This window comes from Acinetobacter sp. IK31, assembly GCF_035615195.1.
In the GTDB taxonomy this organism is placed as follows: Bacteria; Pseudomonadota; Gammaproteobacteria; order Pseudomonadales; family Moraxellaceae; genus Acinetobacter; species Acinetobacter calcoaceticus_C.
Window position 1 is genome coordinate 40493 of the sequence record NZ_JANBOB010000017.1, and the last position, 25356, is coordinate 65848.

General features: G+C 39.8%; 25 protein-coding genes and 1 pseudogene. 12 read left to right on the forward strand and 14 right to left on the reverse strand.

Translation table 11 applies throughout. The features are described 5' to 3' along the window. Positions 1-8 precede the first annotated feature (8 nt). The gene (locus tag MSG66_RS11200; RefSeq protein WP_324654158.1) at positions 9-1430 is read left to right on the forward strand and encodes a sigma-54 dependent transcriptional regulator; all 1422 of its coding nucleotides are present in this window, start codon (positions 9-11) and stop codon (positions 1428-1430) included. Between the two features lie 3 nt (positions 1431-1433). On the opposite strand, the gene MSG66_RS11205 is transcribed toward MSG66_RS11200, so the two are convergent. The 4 genes from MSG66_RS11205 to lptF all read right to left on the reverse strand — a co-directional run bounded on the left by MSG66_RS11205 (position 1434) and on the right by lptF (position 6478). Beyond that, a complete protein-coding gene (locus MSG66_RS11205; RefSeq protein WP_324654159.1) occupies positions 1434-2618 on the reverse strand; it encodes a S41 family peptidase in 1185 nt (394 codons plus the stop codon). A gap of 15 nt (positions 2619-2633) precedes the next feature. Beyond that, positions 2634-4181, reverse strand: a complete 1548-nt coding sequence (gene gpmI, locus MSG66_RS11210) for a 2,3-bisphosphoglycerate-independent phosphoglycerate mutase (protein WP_324654160.1) — start codon at positions 4179-4181, stop codon at positions 2634-2636. Positions 4182-4307: 126 nt separating this feature from the next. Then, a complete protein-coding gene (gene lptG, locus MSG66_RS11215) occupies positions 4308-5378 on the reverse strand; it encodes an LPS export ABC transporter permease LptG (RefSeq protein ID WP_042894311.1) in 1071 nt (356 codons plus the stop codon). Continuing rightward, complete coding sequence (gene lptF, locus MSG66_RS11220) at positions 5378-6478, reverse strand: LPS export ABC transporter permease LptF (protein WP_042894309.1); 1101 nt, start codon at positions 6476-6478, stop codon at positions 5378-5380. Before lptF ends, lptG begins: the two co-directional genes overlap by 1 nt. 143 nt (positions 6479-6621) lie before the next feature. On the opposite strand from lptF, the gene MSG66_RS11225 reads away from it, so the two are divergent. The 4 genes from MSG66_RS11225 to MSG66_RS11240 all read left to right on the forward strand — a co-directional run bounded on the left by MSG66_RS11225 (position 6622) and on the right by MSG66_RS11240 (position 9497). Further along, complete coding sequence (locus tag MSG66_RS11225) at positions 6622-8070, forward strand: leucyl aminopeptidase (protein WP_133975783.1); 1449 nt, start codon at positions 6622-6624, stop codon at positions 8068-8070. After that, complete coding sequence (locus MSG66_RS11230) at positions 8063-8470, forward strand: DNA polymerase III subunit chi (RefSeq protein ID WP_042894304.1); 408 nt, start codon at positions 8063-8065, stop codon at positions 8468-8470. Before MSG66_RS11225 ends, MSG66_RS11230 begins: the two co-directional genes overlap by 8 nt. Positions 8471-8508: 38 nt before the next feature. Further along, positions 8509-9147 carry a cell division protein BlhA gene (gene blhA, locus MSG66_RS11235; protein WP_324654161.1) on the forward strand — a complete coding sequence of 213 codons (639 nt, stop codon included), beginning with the start codon at positions 8509-8511 and terminating at the stop codon, positions 9145-9147. 131 nt (positions 9148-9278) lie between these two features. Further along, positions 9279-9497 carry a hypothetical protein gene (locus MSG66_RS11240; protein WP_003654423.1) on the forward strand — a complete coding sequence of 73 codons (219 nt, stop codon included), beginning with the start codon at positions 9279-9281 and terminating at the stop codon, positions 9495-9497. Positions 9498-9557: 60 nt separating this feature from the next. Here the strand turns inward: MSG66_RS11240 and MSG66_RS11245 are convergent, their stop codons facing one another. From MSG66_RS11245 to glnK, 6 genes are all read right to left on the reverse strand, one after another. Beyond that, complete coding sequence (locus tag MSG66_RS11245) at positions 9558-10217, reverse strand: riboflavin synthase (protein ID WP_324654162.1); 660 nt, start codon at positions 10215-10217, stop codon at positions 9558-9560. Positions 10218-10260: 43 nt separating this feature from the next. After that, entirely contained in the window at positions 10261-11553 is a 1293-nt protein-coding gene (locus tag MSG66_RS11250) for a DNA adenine methylase (RefSeq protein WP_075431217.1), read from the reverse strand. Next, positions 11550-12635, reverse strand: a complete 1086-nt coding sequence (ribD, locus tag MSG66_RS11255) for a bifunctional diaminohydroxyphosphoribosylaminopyrimidine deaminase/5-amino-6-(5-phosphoribosylamino)uracil reductase RibD (RefSeq protein WP_324654163.1) — start codon at positions 12633-12635, stop codon at positions 11550-11552. Before ribD ends, MSG66_RS11250 begins: the two co-directional genes overlap by 4 nt. 15 nt (positions 12636-12650) lie before the next feature. Further along, the gene (nrdR, locus tag MSG66_RS11260) at positions 12651-13109 is read right to left on the reverse strand and encodes a transcriptional regulator NrdR (protein WP_003654416.1); all 459 of its coding nucleotides are present in this window, start codon (positions 13107-13109) and stop codon (positions 12651-12653) included. Positions 13110-13233: 124 nt separating this feature from the next. After that, a complete protein-coding gene (locus MSG66_RS11265; protein ID WP_042894292.1) occupies positions 13234-14628 on the reverse strand; it encodes an ammonium transporter in 1395 nt (464 codons plus the stop codon). A gap of 56 nt (positions 14629-14684) precedes the next feature. Beyond that, entirely contained in the window at positions 14685-15023 is a 339-nt protein-coding gene (gene glnK, locus MSG66_RS11270) for a P-II family nitrogen regulator (RefSeq protein WP_000780326.1), read from the reverse strand. A gap of 278 nt (positions 15024-15301) precedes the next feature. Here glnK and MSG66_RS11275 point away from each other — a divergent pair, with 278 nt between their 5' ends. From MSG66_RS11275 to MSG66_RS11290, 4 genes and pseudogenes are all read left to right on the forward strand, one after another. Continuing rightward, entirely contained in the window at positions 15302-15529 is a 228-nt protein-coding gene (locus tag MSG66_RS11275; protein ID WP_324654164.1) for an accessory factor UbiK family protein, read from the forward strand. Between the two features lie 65 nt (positions 15530-15594). Beyond that, complete coding sequence (locus MSG66_RS11280; RefSeq protein WP_324654165.1) at positions 15595-17079, forward strand: YifB family Mg chelatase-like AAA ATPase; 1485 nt, start codon at positions 15595-15597, stop codon at positions 17077-17079. Between the two features lie 105 nt (positions 17080-17184). Continuing rightward, entirely contained in the window at positions 17185-17730 is a 546-nt protein-coding gene (locus MSG66_RS11285; protein WP_324654166.1) for an NADPH-dependent FMN reductase, read from the forward strand. A gap of 15 nt (positions 17731-17745) precedes the next feature. Then, a pseudogene (locus tag MSG66_RS11290) lies at positions 17746-17835 on the forward strand (hypothetical protein); the annotation flags it as partial. 25 nt (positions 17836-17860) lie between these two features. On the opposite strand, the gene MSG66_RS11295 reads toward MSG66_RS11290, so the two are convergent. Next, the gene (locus MSG66_RS11295; RefSeq protein WP_202743738.1) at positions 17861-19294 is read right to left on the reverse strand and encodes a PLP-dependent aminotransferase family protein; all 1434 of its coding nucleotides are present in this window, start codon (positions 19292-19294) and stop codon (positions 17861-17863) included. 111 nt (positions 19295-19405) lie between these two features. On the opposite strand from MSG66_RS11295, the gene MSG66_RS11300 reads away from it, so the two are divergent. Beyond that, positions 19406-20182: an aldolase gene (locus MSG66_RS11300; RefSeq protein WP_324654167.1), complete on the forward strand. Its 777-nt coding sequence runs from the start codon at positions 19406-19408 to the stop codon at positions 20180-20182. Between the two features lie 15 nt (positions 20183-20197). Next, a complete protein-coding gene (locus MSG66_RS11305) occupies positions 20198-21076 on the forward strand; it encodes a dihydrodipicolinate synthase family protein (RefSeq protein ID WP_202743736.1) in 879 nt (292 codons plus the stop codon). Between the two features lie 42 nt (positions 21077-21118). On the opposite strand, the gene MSG66_RS11310 is transcribed toward MSG66_RS11305, so the two are convergent. After that, positions 21119-21931, reverse strand: a complete 813-nt coding sequence (locus tag MSG66_RS11310) for a TorF family putative porin (RefSeq protein WP_197730948.1) — start codon at positions 21929-21931, stop codon at positions 21119-21121. 959 nt (positions 21932-22890) lie between these two features. Here MSG66_RS11310 and MSG66_RS11315 point away from each other — a divergent pair. Then, a complete protein-coding gene (locus MSG66_RS11315) occupies positions 22891-24180 on the forward strand; it encodes an OprD family outer membrane porin (protein WP_324654168.1) in 1290 nt (429 codons plus the stop codon). A gap of 108 nt (positions 24181-24288) precedes the next feature. Here MSG66_RS11315 and ppa read toward each other — a convergent pair whose 3' ends face one another. After that, complete coding sequence (gene ppa / locus MSG66_RS11320; protein ID WP_004640620.1) at positions 24289-24813, reverse strand: inorganic diphosphatase; 525 nt, start codon at positions 24811-24813, stop codon at positions 24289-24291. Positions 24814-24940: 127 nt separating this feature from the next. Further along, a complete protein-coding gene (locus MSG66_RS11325) occupies positions 24941-25339 on the reverse strand; it encodes an MAPEG family protein (RefSeq protein WP_202743734.1) in 399 nt (132 codons plus the stop codon). Positions 25340-25356: the final 17 nt, after the last annotated feature.

Sequence of the window (25356 nt, forward strand, 5' to 3'; positions counted from 1 at the left end):
TTGGGGAAATGGCAGAACAGCAACCACTAGTTTTGCTTGTAGACGATGAAGAAGATTTGTGCCTTTTAATGCAAATGACTCTTGCGCGAATGGGGATTAAAACACATCTTGCTTATCGGGTTGAACAGGCCAAACAACTCTTTACTCAGTTTCATTACGATGCATGCTTAACCGATTTGAACCTACCCGACGGTAGCGGTTTAGAATTAGTTAAACATGTTTCTCAAACTTATTCTCAGACACCAATTGCAGTTTTAACTGCATACGGCAATATGGATATTGCAATTGCAGCGTTAAAGGCGGGAGCTTTTGACTTTGTAAGTAAACCTATTAACCAAATTCATTTAGATCAGTTATTAAAAAAAGCACTTAACCAGCCAAAACTAGAGCATGAGTTTGGTGAAACAACGTTGGAAAATGACCTATTAATTGGACGTTCTCCACCGATACAAAACCTACGTATTGCTATAAAAAAAATAGCCCGTTCCCAAGCTCCAGTGTTTGTTACGGGGGAATCTGGTACAGGTAAAGAAGTTGTTGCTAATCTTATTCACCGTCTGAGTAACCGCAGCGAAGGTCCATTTATTGCGATTAACTGTGGAGCAATTCCAACTGAGCTCATGGAAAGTGAACTTTTTGGGCATAAAAAAGGTAGTTTTACTGGAGCGACCCAAGACAAACAAGGCCTTATTTTATCCGCTCATGGCGGCAGTTTATTTTTAGATGAAATTGCCGAATTGCCGTTAAATATGCAGGTTAAATTGCTTCGGGCAGTGCAAGAGAAAAAAATTCGCCCAGTAGGTTCAGATCAGGAAATTGACGTTGATTTTCGGGTGATTAGTGCCAGCCACCAAGATTTAGATTTATTAGTCCGACAAGGCAAATTCCGTCAGGACTTATTTTTCCGCATTCATGTGATGGATATTATGTTGCCGCCACTGCGTGAGCGCGGTGGAGATATTTTGCTATTAGCCCATCACTTTATTCAAAAGGTTTGTATGGAATGGGAAATTCCAAATAAACAATTAACCACGACTGCTGAAACTTATTTATTGCAGCAAGATTTTCCGGGTAATGTTCGTGAATTAAGAAATATGATCGAACGCGCTATTACCTTAAGTGATGATGAATGTATTGATTTATCACACTTGAATACGACTCTTCTCAGAAGCAGTAGCGTTAACTCGCAAATCACCACTAAACCAGTGAATGACACATCAACTGCGATTGCTCAGGCTCGACCAAAATTACCAATGGAAGGCTTAGAACGCTACTTAGAAAATATTGAAAAAGATATTCTGCTAAATGCATTGGACATGACACATTGGAACCGGACCTTAGCAGCTAAAAAGTTAGGAATGACCTTCCGCTCTTTACGCTATCGATTGAAAAAGTTTGGCTTAGATACCGAATTAGGAGAGGAGGTATAAAAACTATTTTTTCTTTAGAAATAAGTCTGCAACGCGATCTAAATATACGTCTTCTTTCATTTCTGGGGGCAAAGGATAGCTCTGATTAGGCTGAATACCTTGCCCTTCAATCATATTGCCATTTGGCGTGTAATAGTGTGAGACTGTCATTTGTAGTGCCGCACCACTTGGCAAAGGAAACAGTTTCTGCACTACGCCTTTCCCATAACTTTTTTCACCGATTACCCATGCACGCTGGTGTTCTTTCATGGCCGCAGTAAAAACTTCGGCTGCCGATGCAGAACGATGATTAATTAATATACCTAATTTTATATTCTGAAATTCATTGCCGGGCAGAGCCTGAAATTGCTGATTACCTTCCGAACGGCTTTTAGTTGAGACGATAATCCCACTATTTAGAAATAAATCTGCCGACTCGACTGCTGCCGATAACAATCCACCCGGATTATTTCGTAGATCGATTAAAACGGCTTTTAAACGTGGTGAACTATTTTCTTCAATTAATCGTTTAATTTCATTTGCGGTGTCTTGCTGGAATACTCTAATTTTTAATACGAGCACCTGATTATGTAGCATTACAGGTTCTATATCAGTTTCTATTTTTTTATTACGAACTAAGTTGAGGTTTCCATTTAAATCTTCTGCTTGTACTTGAAGCGTACTTCCGATAGAACCATAAAGCAGCCCGAGCACTTGATCGTGGTTTAAATTTTTTAAGTCTTGATTATCAATCTTGAGAATAGCCTGACCATTTCTCAAACCTAATTTGTATGAGTCTGAGCCCGTTTTAAGATCACGAATCATCCATTTATGGGCATGCAATTCAGGGCTTAAAGCAAAATCAACAGAGGCGAGGTCACCTTCAGTATATTGAATCAATTGACGATATTCTTCTGCCGACAAATAGCGTGAGTAACGATCAAGCCCACTTACCAGCCCTTTAATGGCTTGCTGAAATAAGGCATCGTCAGACTTCACGTCAACGTAGTTATCTCGGACAATTCCATAGATTTGAACAAACTGTTGAATTGACTCGATCGGCACCTCTGCATAACTATGTTCCGGTTCTTCCGAATCGGAATGCAAAGGTGACAATTTCTCTTTTACAACTGGCGCTGCAAAAGCAAATTGGCTGCAACACAGCAACATACTTACAATAAGTTTTTTATATTTAATGTGTTGCAGCATCCAATCACCTTTGGCTTATGCAGATAATGTAATCAGGTTACGTCCTTGCATTTCAGCAGGAACAGGAATCTGCATTAAATTGAGAATCGTCGGTGCTACATCGGCAAGCACGCCACCTTCTGCAATTGTTGCTTGTGTTGGGCCAACATAAATAAACGGTACAAGTTCCGTTGTATGTTGAGTGTGAACTTGACCACTTTCGTAGTCTTGCATTTGTTCAACGTTACCATGGTCAGCAGTAATCAACATATGGCCTTTCTTTGCCATTACTGCTTCATAGACACGCCCTAAACAAAGATCGACTGCTTCAACTGCTTTAACTGCAGCATCAAAAATACCTGTATGACCTACCATATCACCATTGGCATAGTTCACAACCAATAAATCATATTCACCAGAATTAATGGCTTTAACCAATTCATCAGTGACTTCATAAGCACTCATTTCAGGCTTAAGGTCATACGTTGCAACGTTTGGAGAAGGAATCAAAATACGCTTCTCGCCCGGATATTCATCTTCACGTCCACCACTAAAGAAGAATGTTACATGAGCATATTTTTCAGTTTCGGCAATACGTAACTGAGTCTTCCCTAAAGAAGATAAATATTCACCTAATGAATTTTTCAATGCTTCTGGCATATATGCAACTGGCGCATCAATGCTAGCCTGATAACGGGTGAGCATGACAAATTTAGAAAGATTCGGTACAACTTTACGCTCAAAACCGGCAAAGTCTTTTTCTACAAATGCACGAGTAATTTCACGAGCTCGGTCAGCACGGAAATTCATAAATACAACGCTATCGCCGTCTTGTACTTTAGCAACATCACCAATACGAGTCGCTTTTACAAACTCATCGTTTTCATTGGCTGCATAAGCTAACTCTAAGCCTTCCACTGCTGTTTGCGCAGTACGAAGTGCCTCGCCTTCGGTCAACAAACGATAAGCTTGCTCAACACGATCCCAACGGTTGTCACGGTCCATTGCAAAGTAGCGGCCAATCATGGTCGCGATACGGCCTTGCCCTTGGTATTGAGCAAATAATGCATCTAATTTTTCTAAAGACGACTGAGCGCTACGTGGAGGCGTATCACGGCCATCAAGAAAAGCATGTAAATAAACTTTTGCACCACGTTTTAATGCAAGCTCACACATCGCCACAATATGGTCTTCATGTGAATGGACGCCGCCGTCTGAGAGTAATCCCATAATATGGACAGCACCACCAGCGGCTTTGGCTTTTTCAACAGCGTCAATTAGCACTTCATGTTTAAAAAAGTCGCCAGTACGAATATCTTTAGTAATACGAGTAAAGTCTTGATACAACACACGACCAGCACCAAGGTTCATATGACCAACTTCAGAGTTACCCATTTGTCCATCAGGTAAACCAACATCTTCACCAGAACCAGAAATTAGACTATTTGGGTGCTTTGCTGTCATTGCTGCCAAATTCGGTGTTTTTGCTGCAAGAAAGGCATTATCTTCAGTCGCTTCACGGTGTCCGACACCATCCATAATGACCAGAACGTGAGGGATCTTGCCAGCAGTTGCATCCGTCATAATCTATTTCTCTTTTGTCTACAATTTCGTCACAATATCTTACCGAATTTTCGGTCAAGACTCTATTTTTTCCTATGGCTTTCACCAATATCTACGATTGATGAAAGCTATAAATATCAATAATTACTAGCGAGCGCGGTAAAGCAAATAACTTCCGGCACCAAACATTAACAAGATAGGTACGAGTACAAACCATGCTGGAGATGGGGAATAAACCAAGCTGGCATAGCCCAAGAAATCCTGCAAATAATAGAAACTCAAACCAATAAACAATGCGATCACTAAACGGAAACCCATTGATTGTTGGCGTAAGGGCCCAAAAATAAATGAACACGCCACTAGAACCAGAGCGATCAATGAAAATGGTGAAGCAACTTTTTGCCAGAAAGCCAATTGGTAGGTCTTTGGAACCTGACTATATTCATCCATATAGCGCATAAAACTAATCAGCTGGCTTGGTGATAAATCTTCAGGATCTAAAGTCACCATGTGCACATATTTAGGCTGTAATGCTAAAGAAAGCGATTGTTCGTCATGGTCAGTTTTGATGGCATTTCCTGCCGCCAGAATATCCATTTGTTCTGCTTTCTTCAAAGCCCATTGACCATCTTTTACGAACTGTCCTTGCTGAGCATTAATTAATGATTGCAAGTAATAGTTCTGATCAAAATCGACCACTTGAATATCTTTTAAATTGCCTTGAGAGTTCGCATAGTCGATATAGATAAATCGCTGCCCTTCACGTGACCAATAACCTTTTACTTCGCCTAAAGCAGCGATAGAGCGGTGACTTTTAACACTTTCTGCTTTTTCATTGGTATATGGAATAACCCATTCACTTAAAGCAAAAGACAAAATAATAAGCAGTAAAGCTGAGCGCATCACCCAACCGACAATACGCCATAAGCTAATACCAGCAGAGCGCATAACAATAAGTTCACTGCTTGTCGCGAGTGACCCTAAACCAATTACAGCACCAATCAAGGCAGAAATAGGCAAAATTTCATATAGATAACGAGGCGCCCCCCACAACACATAGATGAGAGCTTGCCATGCGTTATAGTCTGGTTTGAGCTCACCCAACTCGCCAAGGTACGTAAATAAGATCTGTAAAATCGACAAAACAACTGTGGTGCCAAACATTGCAAGCGCAGTGGTTTTCGTCACATATTTGGCGACTATTCGACGTGCTAACATTATAATTTCACTCGCTTGATCTGTTTCTTGATTTTTGGTGCCAACTTCTGTTTACGTGAAAATAAGGCAGCTGCAACGCCATAAACAACCAACACGGCAGGATAAGCCCAAATATCGAGTTCTTCTTTACTAATACGAGTCTTGATTGCAATCATTAATACGATCAGACTGGAAAAAATAAAAACCGCCGGAATAAGACGATAATAACGACCTTGTCTTGGGCTCACCTCAGACAATGCCACAGAAAGCATTAAAGCAATAAGAATAGTGAATGGTCCAAACAAACGCCATCCCAACTCACTTCTTATCACTGGATCATTCGTTTTTGAAAAAAGTTTAGTCGTTGATAATGCTTCTACATCACCACTTTCAAACTTAACATCTTTGTCATTTTCTAAACGTAGACGATAAGACTGAAACTCTGCTTGTGTATATTTTGGTTGTCCCGGGAATATTTCATAACGGCGGCCTTGCACCAGATCAACCACATTGGCTGTATCATTTGCGACTTCTACACGAGTCGCTTCTTTTGCCAAAATCATGACATCTGGCTTATCTTCTTTGGTAGCGCGTTGATAAAAGAAAATGTCTTTTAGATTTTTTCGATCTTCAGATAGCGAACCTGCATAAATCGTATAGGGTCCAGAAGAAATAAATTCTCTTGGGCGAACCAAATCAAAACCTGTCCGAACCGCTTGAGTGGTGGTTAATTTTTCAAACTCACGTAGTCCCCACGGCGTCATCCAGAGCATAAGCACAGACTGACAAACCATATAAACAAGTGTCATTGGAATAAGTAGTCGCGCCAATTGATGACGACTCACACCACTACCGTTCAGGACTGCCATTTCATGGTCAACATATAAGCGACCAAACACCAACATTAAACCAATAAAAAAACCCAGTGGTAAAATGAGTGTTAGAAATTCAGGTAAACGATACCCAATGATGCTAAACAAGATACTGGCATCTAAACGCCCCTGCGCCGCCACACCAAAGTATTTGATCAGACGACCACCCATCATGATTAAGGTCAATAAGGAAATGACCACTAATGAGGTAGAGACAACTTGCTTGACGAGATAACGCCGAATAATCAAAGTAATACTTCCAAAAGGCTAATCGGGACGACTGCTAGTTTACCCGAATGTTAAAAATATAAAACCGCACATTGCAACGCTATGCTTGAAAGTGTTTCAATGTTTTAATTCATCATAACTTTCTATAGGCAATCACGGCAGCCATGAAATTTACAACTTATACAACTTTTCCCGAACAGACATCTAATGAATCTTTGTGGATTTTAGTTGATTCAGAACAGCTACAAAGCAACATCAACACATATCAAATCAATAACCTAGAAAGCGTTCTTACTGCTACCCAATTTAAAGGCAACCTTAATGAAACTCTGCCACTATTTGGTCAGATTTCAAATCAGCCTCACAGCCAATTACTTGGCTTAGGAAAAACAGCCGAACTTCAGGCAGTTAAGCTCGCTAAACTTGCTCAAACTATTATCAAATCGACACAAAATAAATTTAAGCATATCGCAATTGATATTGCTGCTTTACCTGTCGAGCACCATTATTTATTTGCTTTAAGCTTAACTCAAGCAGCTTATGGTTATGATGAGTTTAAATCGAAAAAAAATGAATTTGTGTTACAACAGGTTGATTTAATTAGTTCAACGACTAGCCTAGATAAACAACAACTGGCGTTAGTACATGCGGTACAGTCTGGTCAGTCTTACGCGCGTGACCTTGGTAACCGTCCGGGTAATATTTGTTTCCCTGAATATTTGGCAGAACAGGCTCTAGCTTTAGCGGCAGAATTCCCTGACTTACTTAAAGTCACTGTTTTAAATGAGCAGCAAATGGCTGATTTAGGCATGTATGCTTTTCTTGCAGTGAGTAAAGGATCTGAACGTCCGGGTCGCATTGTAACTCTCGAATATCAAGCACAGATTGATCAAGCTCCAGTTGTTCTAGTTGGTAAAGGCGTAACTTTTGATACAGGTGGCATTTCTTTAAAACCAGGCCTTGGCATGGATGAAATGAAATTCGATATGTGTGGTGCAGCCTCTGTACTAGGCACCATTCGTGCGCTATGCGAAGCGAAACTTCCTATTCATGTGGTTGGTGCAATTGCAGCAGCAGAAAATATGCCTTCTGGCAAAGCAACCCGTCCAGGCGATATTGTAACCACCATGAGCGGACAAACTGTTGAAATTTTAAATACAGATGCTGAAGGACGTTTGGTACTATGTGACACATTGACCTATATCAAACGCTTCAATCCAGCAGTAGTGGTGGATATTGCGACGTTAACAGGTGCGTGTGTAGTTGCTTTGGGCAAAGTACTCAGTGGTTTGTTCTCACCAGATGATGCCTTGGCAGCTGAACTTCAACAAGCGGGTGAGCAGTCTTTTGACCGTGTATGGCGTATGCCAGTGATTGATGATTATCAAGAGTTGCTTGATTCACCATTTGCAGATATTGCGAACATCGGTGGTCCATACGGTGGTGCGATTACAGCTGCATGTTTCCTTGAGCGCTTTACACGTGAGTATCGTTGGGCTCATTTAGATGTTGCTGGAACAGCATGGCTTTCTGGTCCAGCTAAAGGCGCAACTGGTCGTCCAGTACCACTCCTCATGCAATTTTTAGCAAATCGTGTAAATACGAATGGCTAAAGTTAGTTTTTATCTGTTTGAAACCAGTGAAGAACGGCAAGTCGATAGTGCTTGCCGTTTATGCCGAAAAATTTTACAGAAGCATCCTAAAATCTGGTGGTATTGCCCAGATGTGCAGCTACAACAAACTCTTGATGAAAGATTATGGGATTTCGACCCTGTTAGTTTCATTGCACATGGGGTTGATCAAGCTGATGCTGCTGTATGTATTTCGGCTAAACAACCACTTGAACAAGGCTTGTTAGTATTTAATTTTAACAATCATGCACTTGAACAAGTTGATCATTTTAGCCACATTATAGAAATTGTTGAAAATAATGAAACAGCCAAGCAAATTGGTCGAGAAAAATTTAAAATGTATCGCCGTTTGGGTATAGAACCGCGGACCTTTAAATTATAACGCGCTAAAATGTAAATACTGTTGAACAAAGGAGAAGCATGGTGGCATTAAATGTCGGGCAAGATTTTAAAAAAAGATGGTTAAATGCGCCTGAAGCTGTCCGTCATGCCTATCAACAGGATCTGGCACGTATTTGCGACTTACTAGAACCTCAAACACCTATTCAGCTTTGGGTTTTAAATGACGAAAAAGCGCAGTTAGAATCACAGCAAAAAATTGAACAAGCCTACGCTGATCTCAAAGCAGAGCTCATTGAGCAAGCACGTATTCGTCGTCAGCTTGCTTTAGAAAAAGCACTTGCTGACAAACGTGCATCAGAAGCAGCCTATGCTGCAGAGTTGCAAGCAGATGAAATTCGTAAATTTAATGAACAGACTGAGATATTACATACTTTACGTAGTCATTTAGAGCAAGAAGTTGCGGAACAAACCGCACGTTATCAAAAGAACCCTGAAACCCCAGCAATTAATTACTCATCTGGTGTAAAACTTAGTATTACCGATGATCAAATCTTATCTGAGCTTGAAAGTTTACGCATTCGTTTAGAACTTGAAGCTGAAAGCTTAATTGAACAGTCTGTAACGGCTTTCCGAGCTAAACTACATTCGGCAGCTCAAGAAGAAATTGAATACATTTTGAAAAATTCTAAGTTTTCTGATGAAAAAATAGAAAAGTAAACCTTTAAATCTTATTCTTGTCATAAAAATGACACTTATATGTCACAAAATAGACATATAGATTATTCTTATAGATCAATTAATTATAAGAATGAAAAGTAGTTATTCAAGATAATTAATGAGGATAAGAGATGGACATTCTGCATCAGATTTCAAAGCAAGTTGAACAGCTTAATCAGGGTGAGCAATGGACGTTTTCAGCACAAGAATTTTATATGAGTCATAACGACTTTAACTCTTTATCTATCTTACTTACACGTGAGTCTGAAACCCGTGATTTTACAATTACTCGCACTCAGCATAACAAGCCATGGGTCGGTACACATTCGGTTACTCTAACCAAACATTAAATTTTCAAAATAAAAAAACCGGAACATGTGTCCGGTTTTTTTATTTTAACGACCTGGCTTTTATTTTAAAAAGCCATTCTCAGCTAAAAAAGACATACTAATATTTGACTCTGTTTTTTGTTCAGCTGCCTTGTCACCTAGTAATAAACGCTCGATATAACGCGCTAAAACATCGACTTCAAGGTTTACCTTGCTGCCGACTTGCCAAGTTCCAATATTAGTACGGTCTGCTGTATGCGGTATTAAGTTCAAGCTTAAAATATTTCCACGTAAGTGGTTAATCGTTAAACTAATACCATCTACGGTCACAGAACCTTTTTCCGCTAAATATTTAGCAAGTTCTGCGGGTGCCGTAACTTCATAATAGATTGAACGAGCGTCTTCACGTACTACGGTAATTTCACCCACGCCATCAACGTGACCACTTACAATGTGTCCACCAAAGCGTGTTGTCGGTAACATTGCCTTTTCAACATTGACACGTTGCCCAACTTTCCAGTGACCCAAAGTCGTTCGGTTCAAGCTTTCACGAGAAACATCGGCAGCATACCAATTATCGCCCCATTCAATTACGGTGAGGCAAATACCATTGGTCGCAATCGAGTCACCCAAATGTACATCTGACATATCCAGATCAGTCTGAATACGTAAACGCACATCTCCACCTACGCTTTGCAGGCTTTCAACTTTTCCTAAACTTTCAATAATGCCTGTAAACATGGCTCAATCTCCAAATCTTTTTACACTGCTTAAATTGCAGTGCTTACCAAAGTGCGAGCTGTGTACTATTACCTGAAGTATCTACACCACCTAGCTCGGCGAAGTGGTAAAGCTGGCCTAATAACTGACGTAATGGTGGTCCTGACTTGGCATGAGTATCTGTAATCACAATAAACTCAAGCACGCGTGCTCGTTCAGATTGTCGTTGTTTACTCACTCGATAGCGCGGAACATCTTGTGTTAACAAGGTCACTTTGCCGCGCTCCAGATTGGCCATAAGCAAATCTTTCGGCTCGATATTACCATCAGTTGAATAACTGGTCAGAATATAGCGGGCATTGATGGTTGAAAGTAATTTTTCATACGCATCTTTCGCATATTTAGAAGAGTTATATGGGCTTGGTCGCTCTTTACGCCAAGCTCTGTCAATTCCACTCTTATAACCTTTAGTATCTGGTGAAGGTAAATCGGCCTGATCCCATAAAGTTAATGCATTCAAAACATGGTAATTACTACTATATGCATGTTGGTTATATGGTGGATCAAGATAAGCAACATCTACTTCAAAACCACTCATTTGATTTGCTAGATGCTGTGAATCTACACACCACATTTCAGCAGCAGGACGTTTACGATCACCAATCTCGCAAAAACGACTCGGTGTTAACCAAAGTAATGACTCAATTCGCTCTAATGCAGTTTGAGTACGCCCGCCCCACCCTTGATGGAAGCTTTTAAATACACCACTGGTGTTACTGACAAAACTGGCTGAATAGAGCAAAGGCGCGAGCAATGCACTCATCTCTACATCATTAATTGCGCCTTGAGATTGCCATGTTGCAATCTGCTGGCGAATCGCATCAATACGCATACCATTACGGCGTTTAAAGAACAAACGGTCACGAGCTGGATCATAAATATCATCATTACGTGGGCAAAGGTTATGTGTTACCCAACCTTTAACTTCAGGTAAGCGATTTAAATAATCGATTGCCTTCTGATAACCGCCCAACTCTTTAAAAGCAGGTGCATCAATACAAGCTAAAATCGCATGATTTAACGCATGGCTATAAGGTTCCCAGTCATTCGCAATGACACGGTAACCATTTTGACGTGCCAAACGAGACACGACACCACTGCCGGCAAAGAAATCGGCAAAAATCGGAGGATTCTTTTTCTTGCTATTCAGCGTCCCTGTAATTTCAAGGGCTTCTAAAATTAGATGGAGCAATCGGCGCTTATTACCCAAGTAAGGAACAAGCTGATGGAAAAGATATTCGTCTGTCGTACGGGCTGCATGACGACGTTTGTGATAAACCGAAGGCTCTGGATTCATACTTTCTCTTGCGTAGGGATTAACCTTAAGCGTATATCTTGATCAAGTTGTGTCACATCAAGAAGTGTAAAACGGAGTTGCTGTACCATATATTCAAACTCTGCATTGAACATGGCTCTTGCACTTTTCCCCAATAATGTCGGGGCAATATAACTGATCAACTCATCTACCAAACCTTCTTGTAAAAAGGCAGTAGATAAGGTTGCACCGGCTTCTACCAATACATCATAAATTTGATATTGCTTAGATAGGGACTGTAACAGCACTTTTAAAGGCTGAATTTCTAATTGTATCACGCCTAAATCGGCAAGTTCTTGACGATATGGTCCCATTACCATCACAGTTTCAGGGTTTTCTAAAATTTTAGCAGCGAGCGGCAAACGACCTTGGCGGTCTAAAATAATCCGTTTTGGCTGTGCAATTGTCTCAATATCAACACTGTCCAGAATTCGTACATTAAGCTGACAGTCATCTGCAATCACAGTTTCAATCCCTGTAATCACTGCTCCTGAAATGGCACGCCAGTGCTGAACATCTTGACGCGCAACTGCACCAGTAATCCATTTCGATTCACCAGATGCCATTGCCGTACGCCCATCTAGACTTGAAGCTACTTTTAAGCGTACATAAGGCATGCCCGTAGACATCGCCTTTAAAAAACCTTGGTTTAATTTTTCTGCCAAATCTTCACAAATGCCAACTTCTACTTCAATTCCGGCATTTTTCAAAATCTGAACGCCCTTACCCGCAACGAGTGGATTTGGATCAGGACATGCCACAACCACCTTTTTAACCAGTGCCTTAACCAGTGCTTCAGCACAAGGAGGAGTTCGCCCATAATGTGCACATGGCTCAAGCGTCACATACGCTGTTGCACCTTGAGCCTGTTCAGCGGCCTGACGCAAGGCAAAAACTTCGGCGTGTGGTTGACCTGCTTTAGGATGAAAGCCCTCGCCTATTAACTGATCATCTTTGACAATGACACAACCCACATTTGGATTAGGCTTAGTCGAATATAGACCTCGTTTGGCAAGTTCAATAGCTTGCTGCATCCAATATTGATCTTTTTTCAACTCAGACATAAAAATCTCAAATAGTTATTGTTCACGTTGCTGCATTTGCTCAATTTGACGGCGAAAGGCCTCAACATCCTGAAAATCTTGATAAACAGAAGCAAATCGGACATAAGCGACATGGTCGAGTGCAAATAGAGATTGCATGACGACTTCACCAATTGTTCTAGACTTCACGTCACGCTCACCTAAACGGCGGATCTGCAATTGAATATCACTTAAAACAGTTTCTATCTGTTCTTGGGTGACCGGACGTTTTTGCAAAGCATGCATTAACGAACGGCGTAGCTTAGCCTCATCGAAAGGTTCATTTTTTCCATTCGATTTGATCACACGGGGCATAACCACTTCATAGCTTTCAAAAGTGGTAAAACGTTCACCGCAACTTACACACTCACGACGTCGACGAATCTGACAGCCTTCGGCGGCTAAACGTGAATCAATGACTTTACTATCTGCGGCGTTGCAAAATGGACAATGCATAGCGGACTTATAGGGTCGATTACTTTGACCTAGTGTAGCAAAATTTCTACACTTACAGAACCAGCATTCTTCGAGACAAAAAAACAGTCCGAAGACTGTTTTTTTGATTGGAATATATTACGAATTATTCAATACGTTCGCCATGCTGGCTTAAATCCAGACCCATGCGTTCATCATCAGCGTTAACACGGATACCAATCACCAGATCAATCACTTTAAGAATTACAAAAGTCGCTACACCACTGTAAATCATGGTTGCCAATACGCCTTCAACTTGTACCCATAATTGACCAGCGAAGGTTGGAGCTAAGGTAACGTTGGCTGCTTTAATAATTTCATCACTGTAAAATACGCCAGTTAAAATCGCACCGACAATACCACCTACAGCATGTAAACCAAACGCATCCAAAGCATCATCAGCTTTAAGTAAGCGTTTAAGTGCAGTAATACCCCAGAAGCACACGACACCACCGATAAGGCCCATGACTAAAGCACCGCCTACACCGACGAAACCTGCTGCTGGCGTAATCACAACTAAACCAGCGACAGCACCAGAAGCACCACCTAATACAGAGGCTTTACCACGAATCATGCGTTCAACAACTAACCATGATAATGCAGCAGCAGCGGCAGCAACTTGAGTCACTAAAATTGCCATACTTGCACGAGCACCAGCACCTAAAGCACTACCACCGTTAAAGCCAAACCAACCCACCCAAAGTAAGCTTGCACCGACAACGGTTAGAGTCAAGTTATGCGGAGCCATAGATTCACGACCAAGGCCAATACGCTTTCCAAGCATGTAAGCAGCAACTAAACCAGCAACACCTGAGTTGATATGTACAACTGTACCGCCAGCAAAATCTAAGGCACCTGCTTTAAATAACCAGCCATCTGCCGCCCAAACCCAGTGAGTAATTGGCGCATAAACAACAAGTACCCAAACTGCAATGAAGATCATGAAAGCTGAGTACTTCATGCGGTCTGCAATAGAACCACTTAGAATTGCAACTGTAATGATGGCAAAGGTCATTTGGAAAATAACAAAGAGACTTTCAGGAATTGTCCCACTCAATGCATCAAACGCAACTCCGTTTAGCATTGCTTTAGACAAATCACCAAAAAATGCACCTGTGCCAGAGAACGCGATTGAATACCCAGCAATTACCCACAGCAAACTTACTAAGATTGCAGCTGAAAGGCTGAACATCATAGTACTTAATACATTTTTTTTACGTACCATACCACCGTAGAATAATGCCAACCCAGGAATGGTCATTAATAGAACCAATGCGGTTGAAACTAAAATCCAAGAGGTATCACCCGTATCAAGAGTAGGTGTCGGTGCTGGAGCTGCTGGAGTTTCAGCAACTGGTGCTTCTGCAGTGGTTGCAGTAGCTTGAGATGTTGATGTAGCCGCAACTTCCGATGTAGGCGTTGTTACAGCATCTTCTGCCCAAACGGCAGTACCACCCAAAAGAGCGCCTGATAGACTTAGCGCCATAAGCATTTTTTTCATTCGTGTCCCCCAACCTCATTTGCGAGTTATTTTCTACTCAGCAAGCTTTGTGCCAATTAGACAGCATCTGGTCCAGTTTCACCCGTACGGATACGGATAACTTGTTCCAGGTTAGTCACAAAAATCTTACCATCGCCAATTTTTCCTGTGCTTGCTACACGTGTAATTGATTCAATTACCGCGTCGACCATTTCATCACTAATCGCAATTTCGATTTTTACTTTAGGTAAGAAATCAACCACATACTCCGCGCCACGGTAGAGTTCTGTATGTCCTTTTTGACGACCAAAACCTTTAACTTCAGTTACGGTAATCCCTTGTACACCAATGTCAGAGAGCGCTTCACGCACATCATCCAATTTAAACGGTTTTACAATTGCAGTTACAAGCTTCATGTTTGTTTCCTTCGGCTTCTTTTCACCAGTAAGGTTTTATGTTCAATTTTCATGCCAATATTTCAAAGGTTGAGGGAAATGAATCTATTGCATGAACTTTCTTTATAACCTATTTAGTGATCAAGATGTAGATGAGCTATTAAAAATAAAATGAATTTTCAGTATAGTTACATGCTGATTTAATGTTCTATTTGTACTAAAAGAATTGAAACCTATATCCCACGTTCAAGCAGTGGTAAACTGTAAACCATAAGGTAATACAACACTTTGGATATTTCATGCTAGAAACTTTATTACAGGCCATTCTGGAACAAATTGATGAGCCTAAAAAAGATTTGGAAAAAAATTTACGTGCATTATTAAATGAAGCAGTCGAGAAGTTAGACCTTGTTTCCAGACAAGAGATTGACCGTCAAAAAACCGCACTTCTCTCAGCTAACCAACGTTTAGCAGAGCTACAAAAACAAGTGGAACTATTAGAAGAAACTTTAAAGAACAAAAAATAAGCACCAATGTAGCGCACTTATACTTTACAACGATTAAAAATGAAGCACCATAATGGAACAATAAAATGTCTTTTTCTAAAATTTATACACGGGGACTTTTGGGTTTACATGCACCTCTCATTGAAGTAGAGGTCCATGTGAGTCAAGGCTTACCCTCTCTTACCATTGTAGGCCTAGCAGAAGCGGCCGTAAGGGAAAGTAAAGACCGAGTTCGCTCAGCAATTATTAACAGTGGATTTCAATTTCCGACTAAACGACTGACTATTAATCTTGCACCAGCAGATTTGCCCAAAGATGGGTCACGTCTAGATTTACCGATTGCTGTAGGCATTTTAATTGCCTCTGGTCAACTTCCTGAAAACTGTGCCGAAGATTTTGAATTAATTGGCGAATTAGCGCTGGATGGTCATGTAAGGCCAGTGTCAGGTACTTTAACTTTGGCAATGGCGTGTCAACAGGCCAAGCATAAAATGCTTTTACCTCTCGATAATAGTCAGGATATTAGCCATTTACCGGATCTTGAATGTTATCCAGTGAGCCATTTAAAAGAAGTCTGTGAACATTTTCTGGGCACGAAATCTCTATCTTCGATTGAACCTTCAACTACATCAAATCAAATGCCTTATAAATTTGATCTGGCAGATGTAAAAGGTCAGCTACGCCCACGCCGCGCACTCGAAATTGCTGCTGCTGGGGGGCACTCTTTACTTTTTAAAGGACCACCCGGCACCGGTAAAACTTTACTCGCCTCAAGGCTTCCTTCAATTTTACCGCCTCTGTCTAATCAAGAAACGCTTGAAGTTGCTAGTATTTACTCTATTTCAAATACATCACATACTTTTGGTCAGCGACCATTTCGAGCGCCCCATCATACAGCATCGGCTATTGCACTCGTTGGGGGCGGTTCTCACCCTAAACCGGGCGAAATTACATTATCGCATTTAGGAGTACTTTTTTTAGATGAGCTTCCCGAATTTGATAGAAAAGTATTAGAAGTTTTACGTCAGCCGCTTGAGTCCAAAGAAATCATTATTTCACGAGCAGCTCGGCAAATTACTTACCCAGCTAACTTCCAACTAATTGCAGCGATGAACCCCTGCCCATGTGGTTATGCATTTAACCAAGATAGTCGTTGTCAGTGTTCACCTGAGAGTATTAAGCGCTATCAAAACCGTATATCAGGACCTTTACTTGACCGTATCGATTTACATATTGATGTACCCCCGTTAAAGGCCCAAGAGCTACAAGACCCAACACCTGTTGAAGATTCGAATAGTGTTCGACAACGTGTGATTTATGCCTATGAACAACAGATTCAAAGACAAAATTGTTTAAATCAAGCGCTTTCGCCGAAACAGCTAGAACAACATGCTGTACTTGATAGTACTTCTCAACGAATGATTGAAATGGCTCAACAACGTTTAAATTTATCGGCCCGCGCTTATCATCGTGTTTTACGGGTTGCTCGTACTATTGCCGATTTAGCTCAAAGTGAAGTGATTCAAAGTTCTCACCTTACAGAAGCATTATCCTATCGAGGAAATAGTTAACAAATGAAAAAACAGCGGATCGTGAGTCCGCTGTTTTTTAATATTTATATGAGTTGTTAATTAAAGAATTTATTACTGCCTATATAAAAAGGCAAAGAGGATGCTATGAAAATTTTGGCTATATCCGGCAGTGCAAGAGAGGCATCAACAAATACAGCGCTATTGCGAGCAATGAAAGATATAGCACCGTCCAGTATTGAATTTTCAGTTTTCCATAGCCTTAATAAGCTTCCCATTTTCTCTCCAGATGATGAGGGAGAAAAAACGCCTGCTATAGTAGAAGAATTTATCAAATCTGTTTCTGCCTCAGATGGCATTATCATCTCAAGTCCTGAATATATCCGTTGTATTCCAGGCGGTCTCAAAAATGCAATTGACTGGATGGTTTCGCGCACTGAAATCATAGATAAACCTATTGTTCTAGTTCATGCATCTAGTCGCGGTGACGATATGCTGGTTTCTTTAAGAAGAGTACTGTCGACTGTTAGCAGTAATTTTTTTGAAGATTTATTTTTACGGATTTCTCTTCTTAGCAAATCTCCTGAACAAATTATTGAGATGCTACAAACTGAACAATATAAATCACAAATTACAACTTTTCTGCTGAGCTTTGTCTCAGAGATTCAAAAGTATCAAGATCAATTAGAGTGAACTTTTCATCGTGTTTTACAATTAGTGCAGATCATTGCCGATTTGGCTCAAAGTGATGTAATTCAAATCTCTCATCTTACAACAGCGCTGTCTTATCAGAGATAATCAGTACTAAGATTAGAACAAAGGATTATGAGTCCGTTGTTCTTTTATTAAGAACCTCATTTAACTTCTCGATTAAAGAAGTGATTTCTTGCTCGGATAAAGCTGCAAAGCCAAAGCGAATACAACGATTAGAAGAATCATCCCGTCTAAACTTATGCTCTGTATCCATGTTGAGTTCGTCTAATTTTAAGGCTTGCTCTTTAGTAAAAGATTTCTGGAATTTCACCCATAAAGCCATTCCACCTGCTGGAGGTTGAATCTGGACATCACCTGAAAAAACTCTGCTAAATTCAGTTAAGGCATGGTCACGGCGTAACTGATATATTTTTTTCATTTTACGAATATGTCGTTTGATTTCACCGCGCTGCATTAAATCTGCTAAAGCAAGTTCCGTAATATTATTACCTTGTCGATCGATCAATAAAATATCTTCGGTAATGGATTGAATAACTGATGCAGATGCCACGATGTATCCCAAGCGAATACCGGGTGCAAAGACCTTAGATAATGAGCCAACATGAATGACTAGCTCAGAATGAGGCAAACTCGCTAAGGGTGGCATAGGCCGACTGTCATAGTGGAATTCGTGGTCATAGTCGTCTTCAATAACATAAAAACCCCATTTTTTTGAAAGTTCTAAGAGCTGAAGACGGCGACTCATTGGCATCGTGACTGTTGTAGGATATTGATGATGCGGAGTTGTATAAATGGCAGCAACTGAGTGTTCTTGTAAAATCTGTTCCAGATCTTCAATGACAATACCCTGTTCATCTAATTTGACAGAAACGACCTGAAACCCATTTGACTCAAACGCTTTAAAAGCAGAGGGATAATACAGCTCTTCAACTACAATCACTTCCTGCCGATTTGGCAATGCACGGGATGCAAGAAAAATTCCCATCTGACTGCCACGTACAATACAAATCTTATCTTCGGCAACACTCATAAAACGTTCCATCGACAACATTTTTTGCAAGGCTTGTCTTAACTCAATCATACCTTGGGGGTTTCCATAACCCATGTACTGGTTTTGGGTGATTTTAATTAATGCATGCCGATATGCTCTCGAAAATAACTCATACGGAATAAGCCTTGGGTCAGGCACACCATCGTTGTGTGGATATAAAGCAACTTCTTGAATAATTGGCTTATCATCAACTTTTCGCTCATTTACGGGCTCTATTTTGAGCTGCTTTTCCGGCAAAATATCTGCCACAAATGTGCCTTTTCGAGGACGAGTCACAAGCCAGCCTTGCGCCTCTAATTCTTCATAGACTGCTTGTACTGTTTTTCTATTAATTCCCAATTCTTTTGACAAGCTACGAGACCCGGGCAACATAGTCCCTTGCACCAAGCGACCACTTAAAATCTCCTGACTAATCAAGTTGGTCAGTTTTAAAAAAACTGTTTTTTCTTCTCTTTCATCGATACGGAAATGTATTTGCCAAGGTCTTAGCATATTCGCCCCATCTGGACCATATAATTTGTAAAAACTGGATGTATTGATTCACCCAGTTGTTTTCTATTCTGCCTTCACCTACTTAATTTGGTCAACTGGACTGGAGAAGAGATGAAGACTGCTTCTGTAAACAAACAAGATCTGATGCAACATGCACAGCAAGACATGCAAAAGTGGATTAGCGATTCAGATTTAACTGATCGCCAAAAGCTTGCACTCACTTGTCGTATTTTATTTGATCATGGCCATGATGTTGGTTTAGCGGGCCAAATTACATGTCGTGGTGAAAACGAAGATTCCTTTATTACTCAACGTTTTGGTTTAGGCTTTGATGAAATTACTGCCTCAAACTTGCTTGAGGTTAATCAAGATTTAGAACCAATCAATCAAGGAGGAATGGCAAACCCAGCCAACCGTTTTCATACGTGGATTTATAAAGAACACCCAGAAGTGAACTGCATTATCCACACGCATCCTACCCATGTAGCAGCACTCTCCATGCTACAGATTCCACTCATGATTTCCCAAATGGATGTTTGCGCACTCTACGAAGACTGCTCGTTTGTAGGTCATTGGCCAGGTGTTCCTATAGGTAACGAAGAAGGCATTTTGATTTCTTCTGCTCTGGGTAAAAACCGTGCTGTTTTATTGTCTAACCATGGCCAATTGGTCACAGGTAAAACCATCGAAGAAGCATGCAACTTGGCTCTTTTAATTGAGCGTGCAGCTCAACTGCAACTGCTAGCGATGTCTGCCGGACAAATTCAGCCTATCCCTCACGATTTGGCCACAGAAGCTCATGACTGGGTATCTACCGACAAACGTAACAAAGTGAACTTTGCTTATTACGCACGTAAAGCTTTGAAAAAACATTCCGACTGCATTTAAAAAGAGACTTCTACCATGAAACTAAACGGTATTATTGGCTACCCTGTCACCCCATTTTCTAATGACAACACCATTAACATTGCAGTTTTAAAGCAGATGCTCGATTTACTTATCGAAAATGGCTGTGATGCCATCGCACCTTTAGGCAGTACTGGTGAAAGCGCTTATCTTGAATGGGATGAATGGTGCTTAGTGGCTAAAACTTCAATTGAAAGCATCAATAAACGTTTGCCTGTCATTATTGGGATTTCTGAACTCACAACAGATCAAGCAATCAAAAAGGCCCAAATCGCGCAAAGCTATGGTGCAGATGCACTGATGATCATTCCTGTATCGTACTGGAAACTAACAGATCAAGAGATTTTTGAGTATTACCAAGCGATTGCTAAAGCGACGACTCTACCAATTATGGTGTATAACAACCCTGCAACCAGTGGTGTTGATATGTCCCCAGAGTTAATCGTGCGTATGTTTAATCAGATTCCAAATATTACGATGGTGAAAGAAAGTAGCGGTGATATTCAGCGTATGCATAAAATTTATGAGCTTTCAAAAGGTGAACTACCGTTTTATAACGGTTGTAATCCTCTAGCTTTAGAAGCTTTATGTGCAGGAGCAAGCGGTTGGTGTACGGCAGCACCGAACCTGTTAGGTCAACGACCTCAACAGCTCATTGAATATATAAAAAATGGTGAATTGGAACAGGCCCAAAAGTTATTTTATCAGCAACTTCCTCTACTACGCTTTATTGTAAATGGTGGTTTACCTAAAATGATTAAAGCTGGTTTAGAACTAAAAGGTGTCTCTGCGGGCTTACCACGCAAGCCACTGTCTAAAGCTGCGGATATTGAGCTTACCCAGTTAAAACAGCTACTTTCTGAAATAGAAAACTAATAAAAAAGCGGGTTTACTCACCCGCTTTTTTTACAACAAAACTTAGAATGTTTTAGTTAAACTAAACACTAAGCCTGTGTCATAAGGTTTTTTACCAGCATCGGACATACCAGAAGTGCTAATGTCTGTACCCACAACATCTAGTTCAGCAACAATACCCAAGATATTATAGTTTACGCCAACTTTATAATCGATATAGCTATCGTCTTCACCTGGTCCACCCGCAACTACAAGTAAAGAGTCTTTATTTTTTAGTTTGTTATAGCCAACTGAAGCAAGTCCTGTGAAGCCTGTATCTGCAATTGGTGCTGAATAACCTACGTTAAAATACCAGAACTCATCAGAGTGACCCCAATAATCATCTGAGTAGCTTACGCCCACACTAAGTGCATCACCTTTAAATAAAGAATCAGCAAAAGTTAATTTTCCATAAAACTCGGTAAAGTCAAAACCAGTATCCCCATTATATGGGTTAGTAAATTTTGAGTCAGAACCAATATAGCCATAATGAATTACACCTACATCATAAGTTGGTGCAAGCGTATCAGACAGTTTTAATGTATTGGTATAACCTAAAGAGATATCGGTTTCAGTTGAAACACCTGGTGTATTAAAGTCAACGCTTGAACCCCATAGCGCGACATAGGCACCTGACTTATGAGAAAAAGTAAAACCACCTTGAATAGCTGGGTTATTTGATGATTGTGTAACACCGCGGAAGCGGTAGTCTGTAGTTGCCGCTACACTACCTGTTGCTGTGATACCATAAAAAGATGGTGCTTCTTCAGCCATAGCCATGGTTGAACCAGCTGCGAAAATACCAAGACCTAAGGTCTTAAGTGCAAATTTCATCATTTTGATCTCCCCCATAATGAATGCACGATTTATGTATATAAAACACATTGTGTTACTTTAGCTTTAGCAATTGCTGTGCCAAGTTCATATTTCCGCTCTCTAAACATCATCAATATTGAAATCAAAATATCTCTACAATAAAATTTCCATTTAGTTTTTATAAAAATATATTTATAAAAAACAATATTATAAAACAATACTTCTATCCAGTTAAAAAAGAGCAATATAAGAAAACACCTTGTCGGAAATAAATTAGCGACATCAGCAGTATCTATTTACTCAATGTAAAATTTCTATTTAAACTTAAATAAGAGATATAAAAATTACGTAAATTTCTTAAAGCTGGCTTTTAATGATCTGTGAATGGGCATTTCTTTTAATTAAATTTCTTTATTTTTTCTGTTTTAAAAATTATGAACTATTTTGGGTCTTTTTTAAGCAACAATATGAGCAAAAAGAGTAATGCACAAAATTTATGCAAAATATCGCACTAATTTTGATCAACCCAATTAAATTCCATGGGCTTATTATAGTGATCTATTTTTGTACATCAGACTTTAAAATAATGTTATATAGTAACACTTTAGAAAGTATTCAAAATAAATCGTCGAAAAAAGCAACTTAAAATGAGATTAAAAAGTAAACATATCCACCAAAAAAGATCAAAAAATAAACACAAGAATCAACTATTTTTTGAGCTTTGAATATAAAATAAATGGTAAAAATCCACTAAAAAATAAATTACTTTTTTTATTTTAAACAATACATTAAGTATAAAATGTTAATAGTAAATTTAGCAAACAATCAGTAACACATTAATCAATTTCTGCATAGCATATATAAAATAAAATCAACAAAAATATATCTTTTTTATAGATTACTTATACAATTGATGGAAATCCTAGGCCCTGAACAATAACAAGGCACAGGATTTATCGTTTTTATGAGGTTCTTTAAATATGCTAAAAGCACAAAAACTTACATTAGCAGTTCTCATTTCTGCGGCAATAATTTCCTCAGCTCAGGCAAGCGAGCAAAGTGAGGCAAAAGGATTTGTTGAAGATGCGAACGGTTCTATTCTCTTCCGTACAGGTTATATCAGTCGTGACAAAAAACAGGGCGCGAAAGATACTAGCTCATTTGCTCAGTCAGCAATTGTAAGTATCGATTCCGGTTTTACCCCTGGTATTGTTGGCTTCGGTGTTGGCGTTGTTGGTGATGGTTCATTTAAAATCGGTGAAAATAAAAATGCCGGAAACCAAATGATTCCATTACATAACGATGGCTCAGCTTATGATCACTGGGCTCGTGGTGGTGGTAGCGTTAAAGCACGTTTCTCGAATACAACAGTACGTTATGGTACTCAAGTACTCGATTTGCCTGTTCTTGCAAGTAATACTGGACGTATGGTTCCTGAATATTTTACAGGTACTTTATTAACCAGCCATGAAATCAAGAACCTTGAATTGGTTGCTGGTAAATTTACTAAAGACCAAATGTCTGATCAAATCAATACCGATGCGGATGTAAATGGTAATGGGCTTGATCGCGCCATTGTTTGGGGTGCTAAATATAAATTCGATGACAATTTAAATGCATCTTACTACGGTTTAGACAGCAAAAATGCTCTTGAACGTCATTATGTGAATGTGAACTTTAAACAGCCTCTGGCTAATGACAGTTCATTAACTTATGATTTCAGTGGTTATCATACTAAGTTTGATGAAAATGCTATCACATATTCAGAAACTACTGATGACAAGTCTAACCGTAAAAACAATATTTGGGCAATTTCTACAGCGTACAACACTGGCCCACATAATGTAATGGTTGCCTATCAACAGAACAGTGGTAACGTAGGTTATGATTACGGCCAAAATGCTGATGGTTTCCAAAGTATTTATTTACCAAACTCTTATATGTCTGACTTCATCGGCAACGATGAAAAATCTGCACAAATCCAATACAGTCTTGATTTTGGTAAGTTAGGCGTATTACCTGGTCTAAACTGGACAACTGCATTTGTATACGGTTGGGACATCAAAGTTAAAGGTTTAACTGATGATGCTGAAGAACGCGAATTCTTTAACCAAGTGAAATACACAGTTCAAAGTGGTTTCGCTAAAGATGCGAGCCTTCGTATTCGTAACTCTTACTACCGTGCAAGTGATGCTTACCAATCTAATGCGTACATCGGTGATACCAATGAATGGCGTTTATTCCTTGATATTCCTGTGAAATTATTCTAATTCATAGATCTATCGAGCATAAAAAAACCTACGTCTGGCAACAGATGTAGGTTTTTTTATTAAGCTCAGAATATCAATTAAGGCATTCTGAGCCTTATCAATTAAAGCTTATTTAGCAGCTTCAATTGCTTTTAGTACTTCAGCTTTAGCAACATCAGCACCTTCCCAACCACTGATTTTTACCCACTTACCTGGTTCTAAATCTTTATAGTGACTGAAGAAATGCTCAATTTGGCTAATCAACAATGGAGGAAGATCTGTATATTCCTTCACATCTTTGTAAAGTGGAGACAATTTTTCGTGTGGAACAGCGATTAATTTCGCATCGATACCACCGTCATCTTCCATTTTTAATTTGCCCACTGGGCGGCAACGAATTACAGAACCAGCAGCAACAGGATGTGGAGTTACAACAAGTACGTCTAACGGGTCGCCATCTTCAGACAAAGTATTTGGAACATAACCATAGTTCGCTGGATAGAACATTGCTGTACCCATGAAACGGTCTACAAACAATGCATCAGAATCTTTGTCGATTTCATATTTAATTGGTGCTGCATTTGCAGGAATTTCAATGATGACATAGATGTCATTTGGGGCATCTTTACCTGCAGGGATATCGCTGTAACTCATATCAATACTCTTTCGTTATGAAGTCAGATGTAAAATCCACTCGATTATAGCGTGGATATCATCAAAATGATGCCGATTATACAATGCGCACACGCGAAAGTTGATATGAATGATAACAGAATGACACTCAAGTCAGTTTAATCGTGACCACCAATAAGAAGATTGGGCACAATATAGATAAGAACCAGACAATCGAGCGTAAAGTTGCCCAGTTACTTAAATAGCAGATCCCATAAATGACTCTTAAAATAATATATGCCCAACCTAATCTCAGAATAAAATATTCTGGAACGACCATATATTCAGCCATTAAAATAGCCGTTAAGAATAAAGGTAGGCTTTCAAAACTATTTTGTTGTACGGCATTAGCGCGAGCAGCCAGACCAGTTGTTTTGGCAAAAAAAGCTCTCGGGTTTTGATTATCGGCAGGCTGAAAACCACCTGTAATTTTTGCAATTGCGGTAAATGCGTATGGCAGTAAACATACCACTAAAATAATATAGATAATGCCGCTGATGCCCTGCATAGTGCCATCCATCACTG